Source organism: Streptomyces sp. NPDC000941, assembly GCF_053599555.1.
Genome location: NZ_JBSFMM010000235.1, coordinates 1 through 17,000 on the forward strand (window position 1 = coordinate 1; position 17,000 = coordinate 17,000).

Annotated in this window: 15 protein-coding genes; 5 read left to right on the forward strand and 10 right to left on the reverse strand. The window is 69.2% G+C overall.

Features of this window, described 5'->3' with window-relative positions; genetic code table 11:
- The coding region (locus tag ACWDSL_RS44505; protein WP_450494316.1) for a S1 family peptidase at nt 1–1,476 on the reverse strand (1,476 nt) is incomplete at its 3' end.
- A 174-nt stretch (nt 1,477–1,650) separates the two neighbouring features.
- Complete coding sequence (locus ACWDSL_RS44510; RefSeq protein ID WP_450494292.1) at nt 1,651–2,004, reverse strand: L-rhamnose mutarotase; 354 nt, start codon at nt 2,002–2,004, stop codon at nt 1,651–1,653.
- Between the two features lie 136 nt (nt 2,005–2,140).
- Between ACWDSL_RS44510 and ACWDSL_RS44515 the strand changes: the two genes are divergently transcribed.
- The gene (locus ACWDSL_RS44515) at nt 2,141–3,169 is read left to right on the forward strand and encodes a TauD/TfdA family dioxygenase (protein WP_450494294.1); all 1,029 of its coding nucleotides are present in this window, start codon (nt 2,141–2,143) and stop codon (nt 3,167–3,169) included.
- A gap of 159 nt (nt 3,170–3,328) precedes the next feature.
- Nucleotides 3,329–4,336, forward strand: coding sequence for a type I glyceraldehyde-3-phosphate dehydrogenase (gap, locus tag ACWDSL_RS44520; RefSeq protein WP_450494296.1), 1,008 nt, complete (start codon nt 3,329–3,331; stop codon nt 4,334–4,336).
- A gap of 89 nt (nt 4,337–4,425) precedes the next feature.
- On the opposite strand, the gene ACWDSL_RS44525 is transcribed toward gap, so the two are convergent.
- From ACWDSL_RS44525 to ACWDSL_RS44560, 8 genes are all read right to left on the reverse strand, one after another.
- Nucleotides 4,426–5,607: an LLM class flavin-dependent oxidoreductase gene (locus ACWDSL_RS44525; RefSeq protein WP_450494298.1), complete on the reverse strand. Its 1,182-nt coding sequence runs from the start codon at nt 5,605–5,607 to the stop codon at nt 4,426–4,428.
- A gap of 71 nt (nt 5,608–5,678) precedes the next feature.
- Nucleotides 5,679–6,818, reverse strand: coding sequence for an acyl-CoA dehydrogenase family protein (locus tag ACWDSL_RS44530; RefSeq protein ID WP_450494300.1), 1,140 nt, complete (start codon nt 6,816–6,818; stop codon nt 5,679–5,681).
- On the reverse strand, nt 6,815–7,582 hold the full coding sequence (locus ACWDSL_RS44535) for a class II aldolase/adducin family protein (protein ID WP_450494302.1): 768 nt from the start codon (nt 7,580–7,582) through the stop codon (nt 6,815–6,817). The genes ACWDSL_RS44530 and ACWDSL_RS44535 overlap by 4 nt, the downstream gene beginning before the upstream one ends.
- 7 nt (nt 7,583–7,589) lie before the next feature.
- Nucleotides 7,590–8,339 carry a dihydrodipicolinate reductase C-terminal domain-containing protein gene (locus tag ACWDSL_RS44540; RefSeq protein WP_450494304.1) on the reverse strand — a complete coding sequence of 250 codons (750 nt, stop codon included), beginning with the start codon at nt 8,337–8,339 and terminating at the stop codon, nt 7,590–7,592.
- Nucleotides 8,329–8,595, reverse strand: coding sequence for a hypothetical protein (locus ACWDSL_RS44545; protein WP_089505513.1), 267 nt, complete (start codon nt 8,593–8,595; stop codon nt 8,329–8,331). Before ACWDSL_RS44545 ends, ACWDSL_RS44540 begins: the two co-directional genes overlap by 11 nt.
- 20 nt (nt 8,596–8,615) lie before the next feature.
- Nucleotides 8,616–10,109: a class I adenylate-forming enzyme family protein gene (locus ACWDSL_RS44550; RefSeq protein ID WP_450494305.1), complete on the reverse strand. Its 1,494-nt coding sequence runs from the start codon at nt 10,107–10,109 to the stop codon at nt 8,616–8,618.
- A 35-nt stretch (nt 10,110–10,144) separates the two neighbouring features.
- Nucleotides 10,145–11,578, reverse strand: coding sequence for a hypothetical protein (locus tag ACWDSL_RS44555; protein ID WP_450494307.1), 1,434 nt, complete (start codon nt 11,576–11,578; stop codon nt 10,145–10,147).
- Between the two features lie 147 nt (nt 11,579–11,725).
- A complete protein-coding gene (locus tag ACWDSL_RS44560; protein ID WP_450494309.1) occupies nt 11,726–13,021 on the reverse strand; it encodes a condensation domain-containing protein in 1,296 nt (431 codons plus the stop codon).
- A gap of 245 nt (nt 13,022–13,266) precedes the next feature.
- On the opposite strand from ACWDSL_RS44560, the gene ACWDSL_RS44565 reads away from it, so the two are divergent.
- The 3 genes from ACWDSL_RS44565 to ACWDSL_RS44575 all read left to right on the forward strand — a co-directional run.
- Entirely contained in the window at nt 13,267–14,286 is a 1,020-nt protein-coding gene (locus tag ACWDSL_RS44565; protein ID WP_450494311.1) for an asparagine synthetase A, read from the forward strand.
- Nucleotides 14,283–15,698: a glutamate synthase-related protein gene (locus ACWDSL_RS44570; protein ID WP_450494313.1), complete on the forward strand. Its 1,416-nt coding sequence runs from the start codon at nt 14,283–14,285 to the stop codon at nt 15,696–15,698. Before ACWDSL_RS44565 ends, ACWDSL_RS44570 begins: the two co-directional genes overlap by 4 nt.
- The coding region (locus tag ACWDSL_RS44575) for an amino acid adenylation domain-containing protein (RefSeq protein WP_450494314.1) at nt 15,682–17,000 on the forward strand (1,319 nt) is incomplete at its 3' end. The genes ACWDSL_RS44570 and ACWDSL_RS44575, both read left to right, overlap by 17 nt.

A 17,000-nucleotide genomic window follows, 5' to 3' on the forward strand; every position in this document is an offset into this window, starting at 1 on the left:
GGCACCCTGGCCATCGCCCGCGCCCTGACCGGCGCCGTCGCCCTGGCCCGCACCGTCACCCGCGCCATCGCCCGCGCCGCCGGCACCGTTGTCGCCGCCGATGACGGCGCCCGTAGCCTGCAGCGCGGTGCTCACCGGCTGGAAGAACGTCTCGCCGCCCTGCGTGCAGTCGCCGCTGCCGCCCGAAGTCAGGCCCACGGCCGCGTCCTCGGCGAACATCGCGCCACCGCTGTCACCGGGCTCGGCGCATACATCGGTCTGGATGAGGCCGTTGACGATGTCGCCGTTGCCGTAGTTCACGGTGGCGTTCAGACCGGTGACGCTGCCGTCGGTGACACCGGTCGTACTGCCGGAGCGCTTCACCGCAAGCCCGACGCTCGCCTCGGCGACCTGGGTGATCTGCTGGGTGGTGCCATCCTGCAGATCCACCGTGCTGGACGCCTGGGTGTTCGCATCGTCGTACGTCACCAGGGCGAAGTCGCTCACCGGGAACTGGGACTCGGCGGTGGTGCCCACCTGCTGGGCGCCCGCCTGGTCGGTGGCCCAGGTCTCCGAGATGTTGCCGCAGTGGCCCGCGGTGAGGAAGGCGGGAGCGCCGTCGACCTCGACGTTGAAGCCGAGCGAGCATCGGGCGCCACCGCCGAAGATGGCGTCGCCGCCGTCCAGCGCGCCGGCCTGCTCACCGGCACCGCCCGCGCCCTGGCCATCCCCAGCGCCCTGGCCGTCACCGGCGCCCTGGCCATCGCCCGCGCCCTGACCGGCGCCATCATCGGCGCCACCCTGGCCCGCACCCTGACCGGCGCCATCATCCGCGCCACCCTGGCCCGCACCCTGACCGGCGCCATCATCCGCGCCACCCTGGCCCGCACCCTGACCGGCGCCATCATCCGCGCCGCCCTGGTCCGCGCCTCCGTTGGCCCCGGGCTGGGTCTCGTCAGTCCCGTCGAACTTCTTGAACTCGCCATTGGTGCGCTGGACGGTGGCCTTGCCCGCCAAGCCGTCCACGGCCTTGGTCAGCGAGGCCCACTTCGTGCCCGTGACGGTTCTGTCGGCGAGGACCCGGACCTTGTTGGTCTTCGGGTCGATCGACCAGGCCGTGCCCGGGATCGAGGCGTTGTCGCTCAGCGTCTTGGTGGTGGCCTTGAGCTCCGTCAAGCTGTTCGCGACGATCTTGGCCACGGCGCCCTTGGCCCGGACGTCGTTCGCCGCGTCCTCGTTCAGGACGTTCATCACCAGCTGCTTGGTGTCGCCCTGGTAGTACCACCCCGCCGCATTGCCGCCCAGATCCGACGCGAGGCCCGTGGCGAGCTTCACGGCGGCCTGCGACGAGAACGTCTTGGCCTCGGCCGACTTGTCCGGGCTCGCATTGGCGTTGGGAAGCAGCACCGCCGCTCCCGCGAGGGCGGCCGCGGCGGCGCCGGCTATGACGACGGTCCGCTTGTTCACACGTCGGTGGCTCAACTCACTGACCTCCAGTAGGGGTGCGCCGGGGGGGCGAGGAGTGGTCTGTCGGTTCCTCTGCGTCCCTGCGCGGTGGTCACCCGGTCATACGGAGGTGGTGCTTCAGTGTTTTCAGGGCCACTCAAGGTGTGATGAAAACCGTGCGCGAGGCGCCCCGGATGAGTAAGCTCCGCCGGTTCGGCCCTTCCCTCACCCCTCCGCCGCGGCCTGCGCCCGCAGCTCCCACACCTGCCCGAGCGTCATATCGGCCGAGGGCCCGGCCGGGGAGCCGTCCGTGGTCTCGAAGTGGTCGACGTAGTCGCCGATGAACGCCTGCCACCGGTGGTTGACCGGGTCCTGGTCGAGCGCGGCCATCGCGGCGGAGAAGTCCTCGCAGTCCACGAGGTGGAACAGATGGCGCCCGCTGCGCCAGATCTGCCAATTGGTGATGCCGGCCCGGCCCAACGCCTCAAGCAGGTCCGCCGGAACCGTGGCATGCACCTCCTCGTAGCCGGCCTCCTGGCCCTCCTTGAGAACCGAGTGCAGTGCGACGCGCATGGCCATCCCTCTCTCTTTGCCAGATATGCCGGATCAGTTGTGCCGGAAGAGACCGGCAACTCACTGTGCCGACAGTGTGGATGGTATCGGCATGGGTATATCTCCACGGACCTGCCCGAGCTCAAGGGGACCAAGGAAGATCATGAATGCAGCCGAGAACGCGGATGTGGGCCTCCGGTCGACGCCCACATTCACAGACCTCGTCATTCCCGAGGGGGTGCGGGAATCTCTCGGGCGGCAACTCGCGGACCTGGGCGATCCGACGCGGGACATGGATCGCGCGACGGCTCGCTGCCATCAGATATTCGCGACCCTGCCGATTGATCTCCTGCAGACCATCCTGGATTTCGGCAGGCATGCGGACACCCCTGGCGTGGCGCGGGTCGTCAATCTGCCCGTCGAACGCGATCTTCCCGATACACCCGATGACGGCGGACCTTGCCAAACGAAAAGCACATATCTTTCGGAAGGGGTTCTCCTCGGGCTCAGCGGGATGCTGGGCGAGCCCGTCGGATTCACCACCGAGAAGAACGGGCAGCTGATTCACGATGTCATTCCCGTCGCAGATGGAGCGACGTCTCAGACGAATCGCAGCTCAACCGTCTTCCTCAACTTTCACAACGACATCGTGTACGACGTGGCGGGATCGTACAACCTGAGCAATCCGGACTTCCTCGTCCTCAACTGCCTCCGCGCGGACCATGAGGGTGTCGCGGGTACCTACTACGCGGACGCCCGGGATGTGTGCCGGGCCTTGGACGCCTCTTCGCTCAAGCTGCTCAGGGAGCCGCTGTTCAGACTGAACGCTCCCGGAAGTTATGCGCGGATGGCCGGAAAGGACGAAATCCTCTCCGCCCCCGTGCCCATCATCGGCGGTCCCGATTGGTCCCCCGAAATCGCCTCCTCAGCCAATGGAGTGCACGCCGTCTCCCACGATGCCGAAATGGCGCTTCAGCGGCTTCAGTCCACCTGCCGGGAAGTGGCCCATGAAGTATTTCTGCGGCCCGGTCAGGCACTGCTCATCAACAACCGTAAAGGTCTGCATGCCCGTTCGGAATTCGAGCCGCGCTACGACGGCCGGGATCGCTGGCTGCAGCGCACGTACATTCGCCGGAACCACTGGAGCATCCGCGACCGCATCGTCGCCGAAACGCGGAGGCTGCACACCTGATCGAAGCTGCCGCTGAAACTGCCGCCAAAACTGCCTGTCCAGTTGCTTGTCCCGGCCCTGCGGTACGCATAGGGTCGCGTTCATGCATGCATCCAAAAGGGACCGAGCAACGGCGCCGTTCCCATTTCGTGGCCCGGCATTTGAGGAGAGGTTCCGCGGATGACAGTGCGTGTGGGCATCAATGGTTTCGGCCGCATCGGCCGTAACTATCTGCGTGCGGTGTTCGACCAGGGCGCCGATGTGGAAGTGGTGGGTGTCAACGACCTCACCGACACCGCGACGCTGGCCCATCTCTTCGCGTATGACAGCACATTGGGCCGCTTCGGGGAGGAAGTGCGCGCCGTGGACGGCGCCATCCTCATCGGGGACAGGCGGATCGCCGTATCGGCCGAGCGTGACCCCGGGGCTCTTCCCTGGGCGGCGCTCGGCGCCGATGTCGTCATCGAATCGACGGGTGTCTTCACGGACGCCAACCGCGCCCGCGCCCATCTCGAAGCGGGGGCCAAGAAGGTCATCATCTCCGCCCCGGCGAAGAACGAGGATCTGACGCTGGCCTACGGCGTCAACCATGACCAGTACGACCCCGAGCGTCACACCATCGTCTCGAACGCGTCCTGCACCACCAACTGCCTCGCCCCCATGGCCAAGGTTCTGCACGACGCCATCGGTATCGAGTACGGGTTGATGACCTCGGTCCACGCGTACACCTCGGACCAGAATCTGCTGGACGGTCCGCACCGCGATCTGCGCCGCGCCCGCCACGCCGCCGCCAACACCGTGCCCACCAGCACCGGGGCCGCCAAGGCCATCGGGCTGGTCCTCCCGGCGCTCGCGGGCAAACTGGACGGCTACGCGATGCGCGTGCCGATCCCGACCGGCTCGGCCACGGACCTGTCCGTGACCCTCAGCCGTGAGGTGACCGCGGAGGAGATCAACGGGCTGTTCGCGAAGGCGGCGCAGGGTCCGCTCGCCGGCGTCCTGAGCTACACCGAGGATCCCATCGTCTCCAGCGATATCGTCACCGATCCCGCCTCCTGCATCTTCGACGCCGGTCTGACCAAGGTGATCGGCGGCCGGCATGCGAAGGTCGTCGGCTGGTACGACAACGAGTGGGGCTTCTCCAACCGCCTGGTCGACACCACATTGCTGATCGGCCGCTCTCTCTGAGCACACGGACTCCGCCCACCGGGCCGAGTCCCGCTACGATCCGGCGGGCCACACATGGCGTGGCCCGCCGGATCGTGTCCCGCACGCGGTCAGTTCCGCGCTTCGGCACTCGTGGCCATCGCCTTGGTGCGGGCCGCGTTGAACCGCTCCTGGAACGTGGCGGCCTGTGACGCGACCCAGGACTGCGACTCCTGGAGACCCTTGGTGGAGCCCTTGAAACGGGGAGCCACGTATCGGGCGAACAGGTCGAAGCTCTTGCGGGTGCGCTCGGGGCTCGCCCAGTCCGTCACCGAGTTGAGCAGACAGCCGAAGCCTCCCGTGATGTCACGGAGCTTGTGGATCGCGGCCATGCAGTCCTCGACGCCACCGGCGATGATCCCTCCGGCCTCGATGGTCGCCTCGAACGCTTTGCGCGCCCCGACCTCACTGCGCCCCATGGGCATACCGTGCGTCCCCGCCCAGTATTCGTTGCGCTGCCGCAGCCATCCGGCGTAGATGTCCTCCAGCGCCTGCTCACGGGTCTCGGCGACATGCACGGGCAGGGTCAGCCGCCAGGTCGAGCGGTCCGCCGTACGGCCTGCCTCGGCGGCCGCGGCCTCCAAGTGGCCCCACTGCTCGGCCAGTTTCTCCATTCCCAGGCTGTGCCCGGCGCGCACCATCCCCCACGGTGGGGCGGCGTGCGACATCGCGTTCACCCCGAGGCGGCCGGCGAGCCGCATACCGAAGGGCGACGAAGCGCTGCTGACGGTGATCTCGAAACCGCCCGGTTCGAAGGAACGGTGCTGAATACGAGCGTCCTGGAGCCGGAACCAGTCCGTCTCGCGCGTCACCGTCTCGCCCCGCAGCAGTTCGACGATGGTCTCCAGGGACTCCTGGGTGCGGCGGCGCGCCTCGGCGGGGTCGACGCACAGCATATGCATGTCCGAGGCGAGCGAACCGGCGCCCACACCGAGGATGAACCGGCCCCGGGTCAGCTGGTCGAGCTGTGCCGCGCGCGCCGCCGCCATGTACGGATGGTGGTACGGCAGCGCCATGACGCCGGTGGCGAGTTTGATCCGCCGGGTGCGCTCGGCCGCCGCGGCCAGGAAGATCTCCGGGGAGCCGATGGTGGCCCAGCCGTTGGAGTGGTGTTCGCCGACCCACAGCTCGTCGTAGTTGAGCTCATCGGCCAGTTCGGCGTAGCCGAGGTCGCGGCGCATCAGCAGATTGGGGTCTTCGCCGATGGGGTGCAGGGGCGACATGAAGAGGCCGAAGCGCATGAAGTCGTTCATATGGTCCTTCTGAGACGTGGAGGATACGGACACGGACAGGGCGGTCGGGTTCGTCGGGGCGGTCGGGGTCGTCACAGGGACTGGGCGATGGCGATTCGCTGGATCTGGTTCGTCCCCTCGAGGATCTGGAGGAGCTTCGCCTCTCGCATCCAGCGCTCGACCGGGAAGTCCTGGGTGTAGCCGTAGCCGCCGAGCACCTGGACCGCGTCGGTCGTGACCCGCATGGCGGTGTCCGTGGCGAACAGCTTGCACTTCGCGGCTTCGGCGGAGATGGGTTTGCCCTGCTCCTTGAGGGCGGCCACCGAATACAGCAGCGCACGGGCCGCCGCGATCTGCGTGGCCATGTCGGCGAGCAGGAAGGAGAGGCCCTGGAAGGAGATGATGGGCTTGCCGAACTGGGTGCGTTCCTTGGCGTACGCGACCGCGTGGTCGAGTGCCGCCTGGGCGAGGCCCACGGCACACGCCGAGATGCCGAGGCGGCCGTGGTCGAAGACATGGGCGGCCACGAGCATGCCGCGATTGCGGCGCCCGATCATGCGCTCGTCCGGGACCCGTACCCCGTCGAACGCGATCTGTGCCGTGGGCAGTGAGCGCACCCCCATCTTCCGCTCATGGGCCAGGGGGCGCAGGCCCTCGGAGTCCGCGTCGACCAGGAAGCAGGACAGCCCGCTCAGGGCGGATCCTCCGGTGCGGCAGTACACGTTGTAGACGTCGGCGACACCGGCGTGGCTCACCCAGGCCTTGGTGCCCGAGATCACGTGGTGGCCGTCTTCCGCGACCGCCTTGGTGGACATGGCGCCCAGGTCGGAGCCGGCTTCCGGCTCCGACATGCAGTTGGCGGCGAGGAGTTCGCCGCTGAGCATGCGCGGCAGCAGTTCTCCCCGCAGCTCGTCCGTTCCGAACCGGGCCAGACCGTGGCAGGCCAGCACTTGGAGGTGGACGGACTCCGCGACGGCCAGCCAGCTGCCGGCCAGCCGCTCGATCACCCTCAGATAGACGGTGCAGCTCTGCCCACCGCCGCCCCACTGCTCGGGGAACGGCAGCGACATCAGCCCCTGCTTCCCCAGGAGCCGTACCAGGGCCTCGGGAAACTGCCCGTCCTCCTCGAACCGGGCCGCCCGCGGCTCCAGTTCCTCCCGGGCGAGTTCGTCGACGAGCGCGAACAGTTCCCGCTGCTCCTCGGGCTGCTCGGCGGCTGAGCGGCCGGTCACGCGGCCTCCCGGGCGGCCTGCGACGGCCAGTCCGCGGCTTCCGGCCAGCGGCGGTTCACCTGTCCGACGGCGTGGTCCCAGTATGAGCGGACGGAGAGATCGGCGTAGATGAAGGCCCGTTTGCCGTCCACGTCCTCGAGTGAGGAGGAGTGGTAGCCGCCCGGTATCTGCTCGGCCATCAGCTGGAGGCGGCAGGCCCGCTCCAGGGTGTGCGCGTGCACCGTCGCATGTCTGATGGACTTGCCGACGATCACACCACCGTGGTTGCGCAGCAGCGCCGCCGGGTTGTCCCCGAGTGCGTCGGCCACCTGCTCCCCCGTGGCGATGTCGAGGATGGTGTTGCTGGTCAGCGTGTAACGGGGCAGCCGGCCCTCGAAATAGGCGCCCTCGTGCGATACGGCGCGCAGCGCCAGGTCGGTCGCCCCGAACACCAGGGTGTGCGGGGCGTGGCTGTGCACGATCGCGTTGACATCGGGACGCGCCCGGTACACCGCTTGGTGCAGCGCCAGCTCCGGGGGCGCCAGCGCGGGGACCTGTGCGGCGGGGTCGACCGGCGCCACGATCACGTCCTCGGGTACGCACTCGTCGAAACCCTTGAGCGCGCCCTTGATCAGCATGTAGTCCGCGCCGGGCACCCGCGCGGAGACCTGCCCCTGGTTGAAGTCGTCATGGCCGCCCAGCGACAGCGAACGTGCCGCGACGGCGACATGGGCCCGCAGCCGACGGGCGAGGGGCGGCAGCGTGGCCGGGGTTTGCTTGGTCACGTATGTCTCACGTTTCTGCGAAGGACGATGCGAAGAACAGGCGGTCGTAGACCTGCTTGACCGTGACCGGACCGGCAGGGGCGCCATGGGCCCAGGCGGCGACGGCGAGCGCGCCAGGTGCCGCCGCCGACAGGTCTCGTACGTCGTGGTGCAGCCTCAACGACTCATGCGCGAAGTCGAGTTGCACCGCGTGTTCGCTGACCGGATGGCCGGCGCGGAAGGAGGCCACCTCGTCCACGGCCGCCCCGCCCGCGTGCGCCTCCCAGGTGGCGGCCAAGGAGCGCGCCGACGCGCTGGGGCGGTCCCGTTTGACGCGGGTGTGCCGCTCCAGGAGGCCCACGTGTGGCAGGGGCATGGACGATGCGCGGAGGAGCCGTCCCGCGACGCCCAGCAGATGGTCCTGGAGCCAGTGGCCGAACGACAGGTTGACCGCGCGGACCACGGTCACCGATCCGGCCAGCTCCGCCAGCAGGGGGTCGCCGTCAGGGCCGATGTCGGAGGCGCAGGCGATGAGCGACGAGCCCGTCTCCCGGCAGTACGCGACGGTACGCGGAAGCACCTCACCCCGCGACGCGTCGATCACCACGGTCGGCGGCTGCTCGGCCGTCCACGCGCCGCTGTGCGCGGTCATCACGACCGGGACGTCGCGCAGGGCGCATTCGGCCACGATCCGTGAGCCGAGCCGGCCGGTCGCACCGACCACGCCGATCCGGAGCCCGGGCCCCGGCCCGGGCGCGCTCCGCTGGTCAGGCGGCACCTGCGACCCCTTCGGCGGCCATGTACTCCACGATTCCGGGGATCGTCTGCATAAAGGTGGTGTCGCCCTCCAGATCGACGTAGATGCCGAACTCGGTCTCGATCGAGTCGATCAGCCGCAGATACGACAGCGAGGAGAGCCCCTTCTCGGCCAGCGTCTTGCCGTCGGCGAGCGCGGAATCCGGGCTGAGCGTGCCCTCGCTGGCCTCCTCCACCAGTTGGGCGACGCGGCGGGCGAGGGTCTGGTCGTCGGGCATGGATGATCTCCCTCAGGAAGTCAGGAAGTGACAGCGGAATCGGTGGCCTGGTGGAACAGCTCGCGCGCCGCGCTCATCCGCGGCTTGCCGACGCCCGTCGTCGGGATCTCGGGCACGACGACGACACGCTCGGGCACCTTGTACGAAGCGAGCCTTTCCAGGCACCGCCCGCGCAGCACGTCCTCGGTCAGCCCCTCGGGTCCGCTGACGACGGCGGCGAGCATCGGGTCGCCGTTGCGCTTGTCCACGGCGAAGACCACCGCTTCCGTGGCACCCGAGGCGAGCAGTACGCGGCGTACCTCCACCGAGTCGATCTTGCGCCCCCCGATGTTCAGCCGGGACCTGGCCCGGCCCGAGAGGTGGAGCCGGCCGTCCCGCAGGCTGCCCAGGTCGTGGGTGGCGTAGAAGCCGTCCCGGTCCAGCCGTGCCTCGAAGGCGCCGGGCGCGTTCAGATAGCGCGACCCCATGGACGTGCTGCGCACCCGGATCTCGCCGGTCGCGCCGGTGCCGTCACCGAAGTCACCGAAGACGAACTCGACTCCGGGCAGGGGCCGGCCCTGGCCGTGGTCGGGGGCCGGGAAGGGGTCGAAGGTCAGCGGCCCCGTCTCGGCGACACCGTAGTAGTTGCACACCGCGAGGCCGTGCCGGGTACGCAGCTCCTCGGCCGTCGCAGGCTTGAGCGGCGCCGCCGACGAGAGGGCGACCTTCAGCTCGGCGAGTTCGGGGATGGGCTCCGGGCGGCGCAGCAGCGACTCGTACAGGGCGGGGAAGCCGGTGAGCCGGGTCGGCCGTATCTCCCGCAGGAAGCGGATCACCTGTCCCGAGGTCGGCAGCCCGGACGGCAGCCACAGCGCCGCGCCCGCGAGGAAGGCCGCCAGCAGCGAGGTGTTGAACGCCAGCCCGTTGAAGAGCCCGGCGAAGCACAGAATGCGGTCGTCGGCGCCGAGACCGGTCGCGTCGCGCCAGGACAGGGCCGCGTTGTGCACCGCCGTACCGGAGAATTCGATGCAGCTGGGCGACCCGGTCGAGCCGGAGGTGAAGCGGCATACCTCCGTCGAGGCCAGCGGCTCGGGGCGGTCGGCCGTCGGCTCTCCCGCGCCCGGGGCCGTACGGGTGAGCGCGTAGCCGCCGGAGGTGACGGAGCCGGACGGTTCGATTCCCGGGTGGAGGGGGCGGTCGTGGACGACCGCGTCGATGCCGCAGCCGGCGACGACGGCACGGACCTCCTCCGGGGCCAGGGCGGGGTCGAGCAGGAAGGGCAGGGCGCCGGCGCGCAGCAGGCCCACGTAGGCGACCACGTACGAGGCCGAGTTGGCGGCGAGGATGACGACGCGGGGGCGTGCTTCACCTCGTGCCACCGCCTCGCTCCACCAGCCGTCGAACTCGGTGCGGAACTCCGCGGCTGCCGTATCGAGTTCGGCGTAGGTCAGCCGACGCTGTGTGTCGGCGACGGCGAGCCGGTCCGCGTGCTGTGTCAGGAGGTCGGTGTAGACCTGGTTCAGCACCCCGGGCATGTCGTTCCTCCGAGTCCGTGGTCCGATGGGGTGGCCTATTCGCCGTGCGCGTAGGCGACTTGGGCGCGGTCGTGTTTGATCGAGCCGGCCTGGTCGACGCCGAGCGCCAGCAGGTACAAGGGCTCGTCCCGGGCCGAAAGCCCGGCGAACTCGCGCCACAGATCGGGGTCGTAGCCGCCGATGGTGGTGATGGCCACGGAGTTCCGTCCGGCGCCGAGACAGAGGAGATGCGCGCCGCACGAGGCGCGGAACACGGCGTCGCGCAGATCGCGCGGGCCACCGGAGAAGAGCTCGTCGCGGGGCATGTGGAACAGCACGAACCCGGCCGCGACCCGCGCGTTGGCCTGGCCCATGCAGGAGCGGACCAGCAGGTCGAGATCGCGGAAGCGGTCCGGCACGGTCACGCCGATGCGGCTGCCGCCCAGGGCCTCCGAGCACACCTTCGCCGTGGTCCCGTCGTGCAGCAGAAGCGTCGCGCTCACCCCCCGATCCGGCGTGGCTTCGGCCAGATCGGCCGGGAGCGGGGTGTCCAGTGCCCCCAGCGTGCGCAGGAGCCCCTGCGGTTCGGGCGTGTCCCCGGAGAACCGCTTACAGGACTGCCGGCGCCGGGATGCCTCACGCCACTGGGCGAGCGGGATGCCGTCGGAGGCCGAAGGGCGCAGCCCGGTGGCCACGGGGGCGGCGGTGTGCAGCAGTGTGGACGCGGCGAACGGCTGCGAGCTGTCGTACACCGCCTCGGAAAGCCCCGACCAGCACACCCCCTCCAGTTGGCCGGTGCCCGCGGGGTCGTCGTCGCCCGCCATCCGGAACGTCGCCCAGCCGCCGCTCTCGCCAGGCGTGTGCGGCCGGCCGATCGTGACGATGGAGTGCACCTCGCGGTGGGGCAGCCAGGGTTCGACGGCGGCCCGGATCTCGGCGCGCGGGCCGTGCAGCCGCAGCACGGCCGGTCCGTCCTGGAGCGCGGTGCCGAGCAGGTTCGTGGCCGCGTGCCCCGTGTCCAGCTGCGTGTAGAGATAGCCGCGCGAGCCGTACTTGCGCATCGACAGCCAGGGCCGGGCCAGAAGGACGACATGCGCCACCGGCTCCCCGCCGTCCGGCAGCCGCGCCGGCCGCAGCAGCCGCCCCAGGCGCGTGGCCGGTCCGCCCAGGCGCACACAGGTACGGCGCAGCAGATCCATCCAGAACAGTGCGGGCCCCGGCGAGTCCCCCGGGCGGTCACCCTCGTCCACCAGCACCAGGACGTCGTACGGATAGATGGCCCCGGCCGACGGCACCTGGCGGCCCTCCTGCGCGGGCCGGCCGAGCAGCGCGTCGGTCACCACCCGCACCGCCTGCCGCAGCCCCTGGCTCCGCGGTTCCTCCACCTCGAGCCGTGGGACGGGAGGGAGTTCCGTCATATCCAGCCAGGCAGCCAGTAACCGCTCGTCGGGCACGGCGCAGGTATCCGAGTTGAACGCAGCAGAACTCACTGAGGGACCTCGATGCCATTCATTGCAGCGAACCGGTATATGCGGGAGAGGGTGATATGTTGTCGCTCAGCAAGCTACTTGAGGAGCCTATCTCCGATCGGCAGTTTCATCGGCAGATTCGAGGGCAGCTTCGTCGGCTCCTCGGGGCTACCGTTCCCCGGTCCGTGGCCCGTTCCTTAGCCCGCGCGCCTCCGACACCAGCACCTCATGAATTCCCAGCAGCAATTCCGTTACCAGCTCCTTGCTCACCTGCCTGCCCCGGAGCCAGATGGTCAGTGCCGCTGAACCGTCTTCGATAAAGCGGGTGTGGAATTTGGGGCCGATCGCGGAGACCTGCTGGTCCCACTTCACCACCGGCACATCGCTTTCCTCCGCGTCCGCCGCTCCGACCGCCGGACGGACCATGTAGTTGAATGCCCACACCGGTTCGGGGTCGACACTGGCGGAGGGGAATCGCTGCTTGATGAGGCGGATCGAATCGGGATCGTAAATGCCCATACGGTAAGCCAGGAACGCGGCTTTGTTGACGTCCTGCGCGAGCTCCCCGAAGTCTGCCCCCGGGTCGGCGTCCAGACAGCCGGCGGCCCATTGGTTCATCGAGGTCACATAGCTTCCCCAACGGGCGTTGCCGCGATTCGACGACTGGAGCCGAACCGGCACCGACGGCAGCCCGCACACCCGGGCCACCGCCCTGGTGTAGGCGGTCAGAAGCACGGACGCCTTGGGGAGGGAGAGCCGGTCCGACAACTGCTGGGCCGCCGTCTGCGCCGCTGTCGACCGAACGGCGGCCTGCAACACATGAGCTGGGCGTTCGGCCGAGGTGGAGCTGGGCTCCGGGAGCTCGGCCGAGGCGGCGAGTACCTTCTCCCAGTGCCGTTCGGCCGCGGTGCGCCGGGCCTTGAAAGCATCGCCCCGCTGCTCCTCGGCCATGGTGATCAAGCTATAGGAATCCGCCCGGCCGGACAGGGATCCGAGATCGGCCAGGGCCTTTAGGAATTCCTCCCTGAGGATCCCCTGGGACCAGTTGTCCGCCGCCAGGTGATGGTGCGTGAATACGAGATGCGTTGCCACCCCGGAGCGCATGATGACGCGGCCTCGCCAGCCGAACTCACGGGTCAGATCGAAGGACTCGGCCGCCATGCGGCGAGCGGTCTCCTGTACATCGTCAGCGGCATCTTCCGACACATTGAGACCGGACAGTGAATCCGGTTCATGAACCAGCTGAAGGGGATTGTCGGGATCGCTGAGATCGTATGTCGTACGCAGGGAAGGATGGTGGTGAGCCAGCGCCTTCACGGCATCCTTGACGGCTGCCGGACCGGTCCCCTCCGGCAATTCCCAGACCGCCGAAATGTTGACCTCGTGCCAACGGGATCGAGGAAGTTTCTGGATGTCGCGCCACAGTGAGATCTGCCCATAGGAAAGCGGGCCAGAAAAAGGCATGGAGGTGACCCTAGGCGGTGTGATCCAGCCGGTCAAGGGCGTTGAATCTGCCGGTCAATCTTCCCCTGCAACTGCCCCTTGGCCGCGCGGTGCTGCCGGTACTTTCTTGAAATTGCTGTCCCTATCGCGTAATTGGCCACGAGGATCCTCAGTGGGGAGCAGAGAAGGTTCGACTGCCCGGCGTCGCAACGGGAATCGCTGCCCGTCCAGCCAACCCAGTCCGCCACGTCCGCAAAGGAATGAACATGCCCCTCGACCCGTCGCCCACGGCCGGACAGGAACAGGCCTTCGTGCCTCCGCAGCCGCATGAACACCTCGCCTCCGCCACCACCAGGAACATGCTGCTCATCCAGAGCGCCCTGCTCCAGGGCGCCCGGGAATACCTGTGCGACGAAGGCTTCGTCGAGTTGCTGCCGCCGGTCGTCGGCCCGGTCACCGACCCCGGCTGCCGCGGCGCCAAACAGGTCGACATCGACTACTACGGTCGCCGCTACAAGCTGATGACCAGCGTCATCTTCTATAAACAAGCCGCCCTGCTGGCCCATCCCAAGATCTTCTACATCGCGCCCTGCGTCCGGCTGGAGCCGTTCACGACCTCCTCGACCCTGCGCCATCTGACCGAGTTCCACCAGATCGACGTCGAGGCGGCGGACACCTCGCGCGAGGAGATGCTGGAGATCTGCCAGGGCGTCGTACGCGGCGCACTGCGGCGCGTCATCAAGCAACTCCCCCATGTGCTCGATGAGTTGGGACGTGATCCGGGGGCCTTCACCGATCTCCTGGAGCAGTCGTTCCCCAGTATCCGGCACATGGACGTAGTGGAGACCCTGCACAAGCTGGGCCATGAGCAGAACCCCGACGGGGAGATCGACTGGGAGGGCGAGGCGCTGATCTCGCGGCAGCACACCCGCCCGTTCTTCATCACCGACTACCCCAAGGGCTCCCGCGGCTTCCCCGACCGCGAGAGCCGTACGCTCCCCGGCCGGCTCCGCAACTTCGACCTGGTGGCTCCCGAGGGCTACGGCGAACTGTGCAGCGGCAGCGAACGCGAGGGCGACTACACCCGGGTCATCGAACGGATGCGGGAGACCGGCGAGAACCCCGCGAAGTACGAGTGGTACCTCAAGACGTTCAAAGAGGGCGGCATCCCGCAGAGCGCCGGTTTCGGCCTCGGCGCTCAGCGCCTGACGCGCTATGCGGCCGGACTGCATTCGGTGTGGCAGGCCAGCGCCTTCCCGAAACTGCCCGGGGTGATGGCCCCATGACGCGGCTGAGCGCTCCGGGGCTGCCCGAGGAGGCCATCCGCGAGCGTGCCCGCATCGGTCGCGAGGCGGCCTTCCCGCCACGGGCGTCGTACGGGCGACGGCTGTTCGGGGCGACGGGGCAGGAGGCGACCGGCCAGGAGGCGACAGGCCAGACGGCGGCGGGCCAGACGGCGGCGGGCCAGGCAGCCGGCCAAGGCCACGACGCCCTCGACACGCTGCGGCTCGTACCGCCCGTCTTCATGCCACAGCGCCTGGAGAAGCTGGTCGAGCTCGGCCGCGAGCCCGTCTACCAGGACGTCGCGCTCGACAGCGCCATCGGAGGGTTCCGCTCCCCGCTGCCGGTGTTCATCACGGCCTTCGGCTCCACCCGGGCGGCCAGCGGCGACCTGGGCGTACCGCTGAGCCGCCAGGCCGCCCGGCTGGGGCTGCCGATGGTGATCGGCGAGAACATCGTCCCCGTCAACGGCTACGGCCGACTCGCGCAGGCCCCGGACAGCGCATCGCTGTTGGCCCGCATCAGCGCCTATGTCCAGGAGGTTCCGGAGGGATACGGAGGTGTCGTCGTACAGCAGTGCACCGAGGACGCCGACGCCGAGGTGTGGAACCTCGTCTACAGCGACCCGGCCGCCCAGCCCCTGGTCGAGACCGGCAGGCTGGCCTTCGAGCTGAAGGTCGGGCAGGGGGCGAAGCCGGGTCTCGGTGGGATGACGGTGGTGGATCGCTCGACCGCCGAACAACTCAGGGACCACTATGAGCTCGACGCGGTGTTCGGCCCCGGGGCGGCCGGCCCCGGGGCGGCGGAAACGGCGACGGGCGGGGATGCCGCGGGCGGCTCGGTGTCGTATCTGCGCAGCAGCAGCCCCGGCACGTTCACCGAGGAGATCCTGCGCCAACAGGTCCGGCTGCTGCGCAACAACTATCCACAGGCACGGATCTGGGTGAAGCTCCACCCCGGCCGGGATGTCGCGCAAGCCGCCACGGTGGCGTGGCGGGCGGGCGCGGACGCGGTCACCGTCGACGGTGCGGAGGGAGGCACCGGCTGGGCGCCCCTGGCCTTCCTCGACGGTGTCGGACTGCCACTGGTCGAATGCCTGCACCGCATCGGGTCCCCCGCCGGGAACCTGCTGGCCAGCGGCCGTATATGGGAGGGCACCCGAGCGGTCAAGGCCATCGCGCTCGGCGCCACCGCGGTCGGCCTCGGCCGGGCCGCCCTGCTCGCGGTCGACGAGGACACCGAGAGCGGCCTGGAGCGGTTCGTCGCCTGCCTGGCCCTGGAACTGCGGCTGCTGATCAGCGCGCTCGGGAAATACAGCCCGCGGGCCGTGGGGCGGGAGGACGTCTGGCCCACGCCCGATCAAGCGGCTCGCCCCGGTCATGACGAGCAGAGAAGCCTCCATGACGAATCCGTTTGAGCAGACCCTGCACGAACTCTTCGAAGAACAGGCGCGGTCGACGCCCGACTCCATCGCTCTGATCCACCGCGGCGACACCCTCTCCTACGTGGAACTCAACCGCCGGGCCAACCGCCTGGCCCGCCACCTCGTGCGGTCGGGGGTGCGGCCCGGGGCGGTGGTCGGCATCCACCTGGAGCGGTCCCTGGAGATGGTGGTGGCGCTGCTCGCCGTCCTCAAGGCCGGCGGCGGCTACACCCTGCTGGACCCCGGTTTCCCCGAGGAGAGGCTGCGTACGGCGCTGGCCACATCGGAGACCGCGCTGCTGATCAGCCGCGCCGGTCTGCCCCCGCTGGTGTCCGGCCCTCCCGCTGCGGGACCTGAGGTCGTCCTGGTCGACCTCCCCGGTGTACGGGCAGCACTCGACACGCAGCCGGACGGAGACCTGGGCCGAACCGCGTCGGCCGAACACGTGGCCTGCGTGATGTTCACCTCGGGGTCGACCGGCACCCCGAAGGCAATCGCCTCCTCGCACCAGGCGCTCGTCGGCACCTACCTCGGCCAGGACTATGCGGACTTCGGCCCCGAGCAGGTGTTCCTCCAGTGTTCGTCCATCTCCTGGGACGCCTTCGCCCTCGAACTGTGGGGCGCGCTTCTCTTCGGCGCCCGCTGTGTCCTGCTGCCCAGCTCCGATGCGGAACCCGCACTCATCGCCGATGCCGTGGCCGAACACGGGATCACCATGCTCCAGCTGTCCGCGAGCCTCTTCAACTTCCTCGTCGACGAGTACCCGCAGGCGTACGACGGCGTACGGATCGCCTTCACCGGCGGCGAGGCGGCATCCGTGGCACACGTCACCAAGATCGGCCGCAGCTATCCGGGACTGCGCATCGTCAACGGCTACGGCCCGGCCGAGAGCATGGGCTTCACCACCTGCCATGTGGTGGCCCCGGAGGACGCACAGGCGTCCTCGCTCCCCATTGGACGTCCGATCGCCAACAAGCATGTGCTGATCCTCGACGCCGATCTCCAGCCGGTCGCGAAGGGCGAGACCGGCGAGCTGTACGCGACCGGGGTCGGCCTGGCTCGGGGGTATCTGGGGCGGGCCGGGCTGTCCGCGGAGCGTTTTGTGGCGTGTCCGTGGGGGCCTGCGGGTGGGCGGATGTACCGGACGGGGGATCTGGCGCGGTGGTCGGCCGATGGGGTGTTGGAGTATGTGGGTCGTGCTGATGATCAGGTGAAGGTGCGGGGTTTCCGTATCGAGCCGGGTGAGGTGGAGGCCGCGTTGATGGCCTGCGCCGGAGTGGTCCAGGCCGCGGTGGT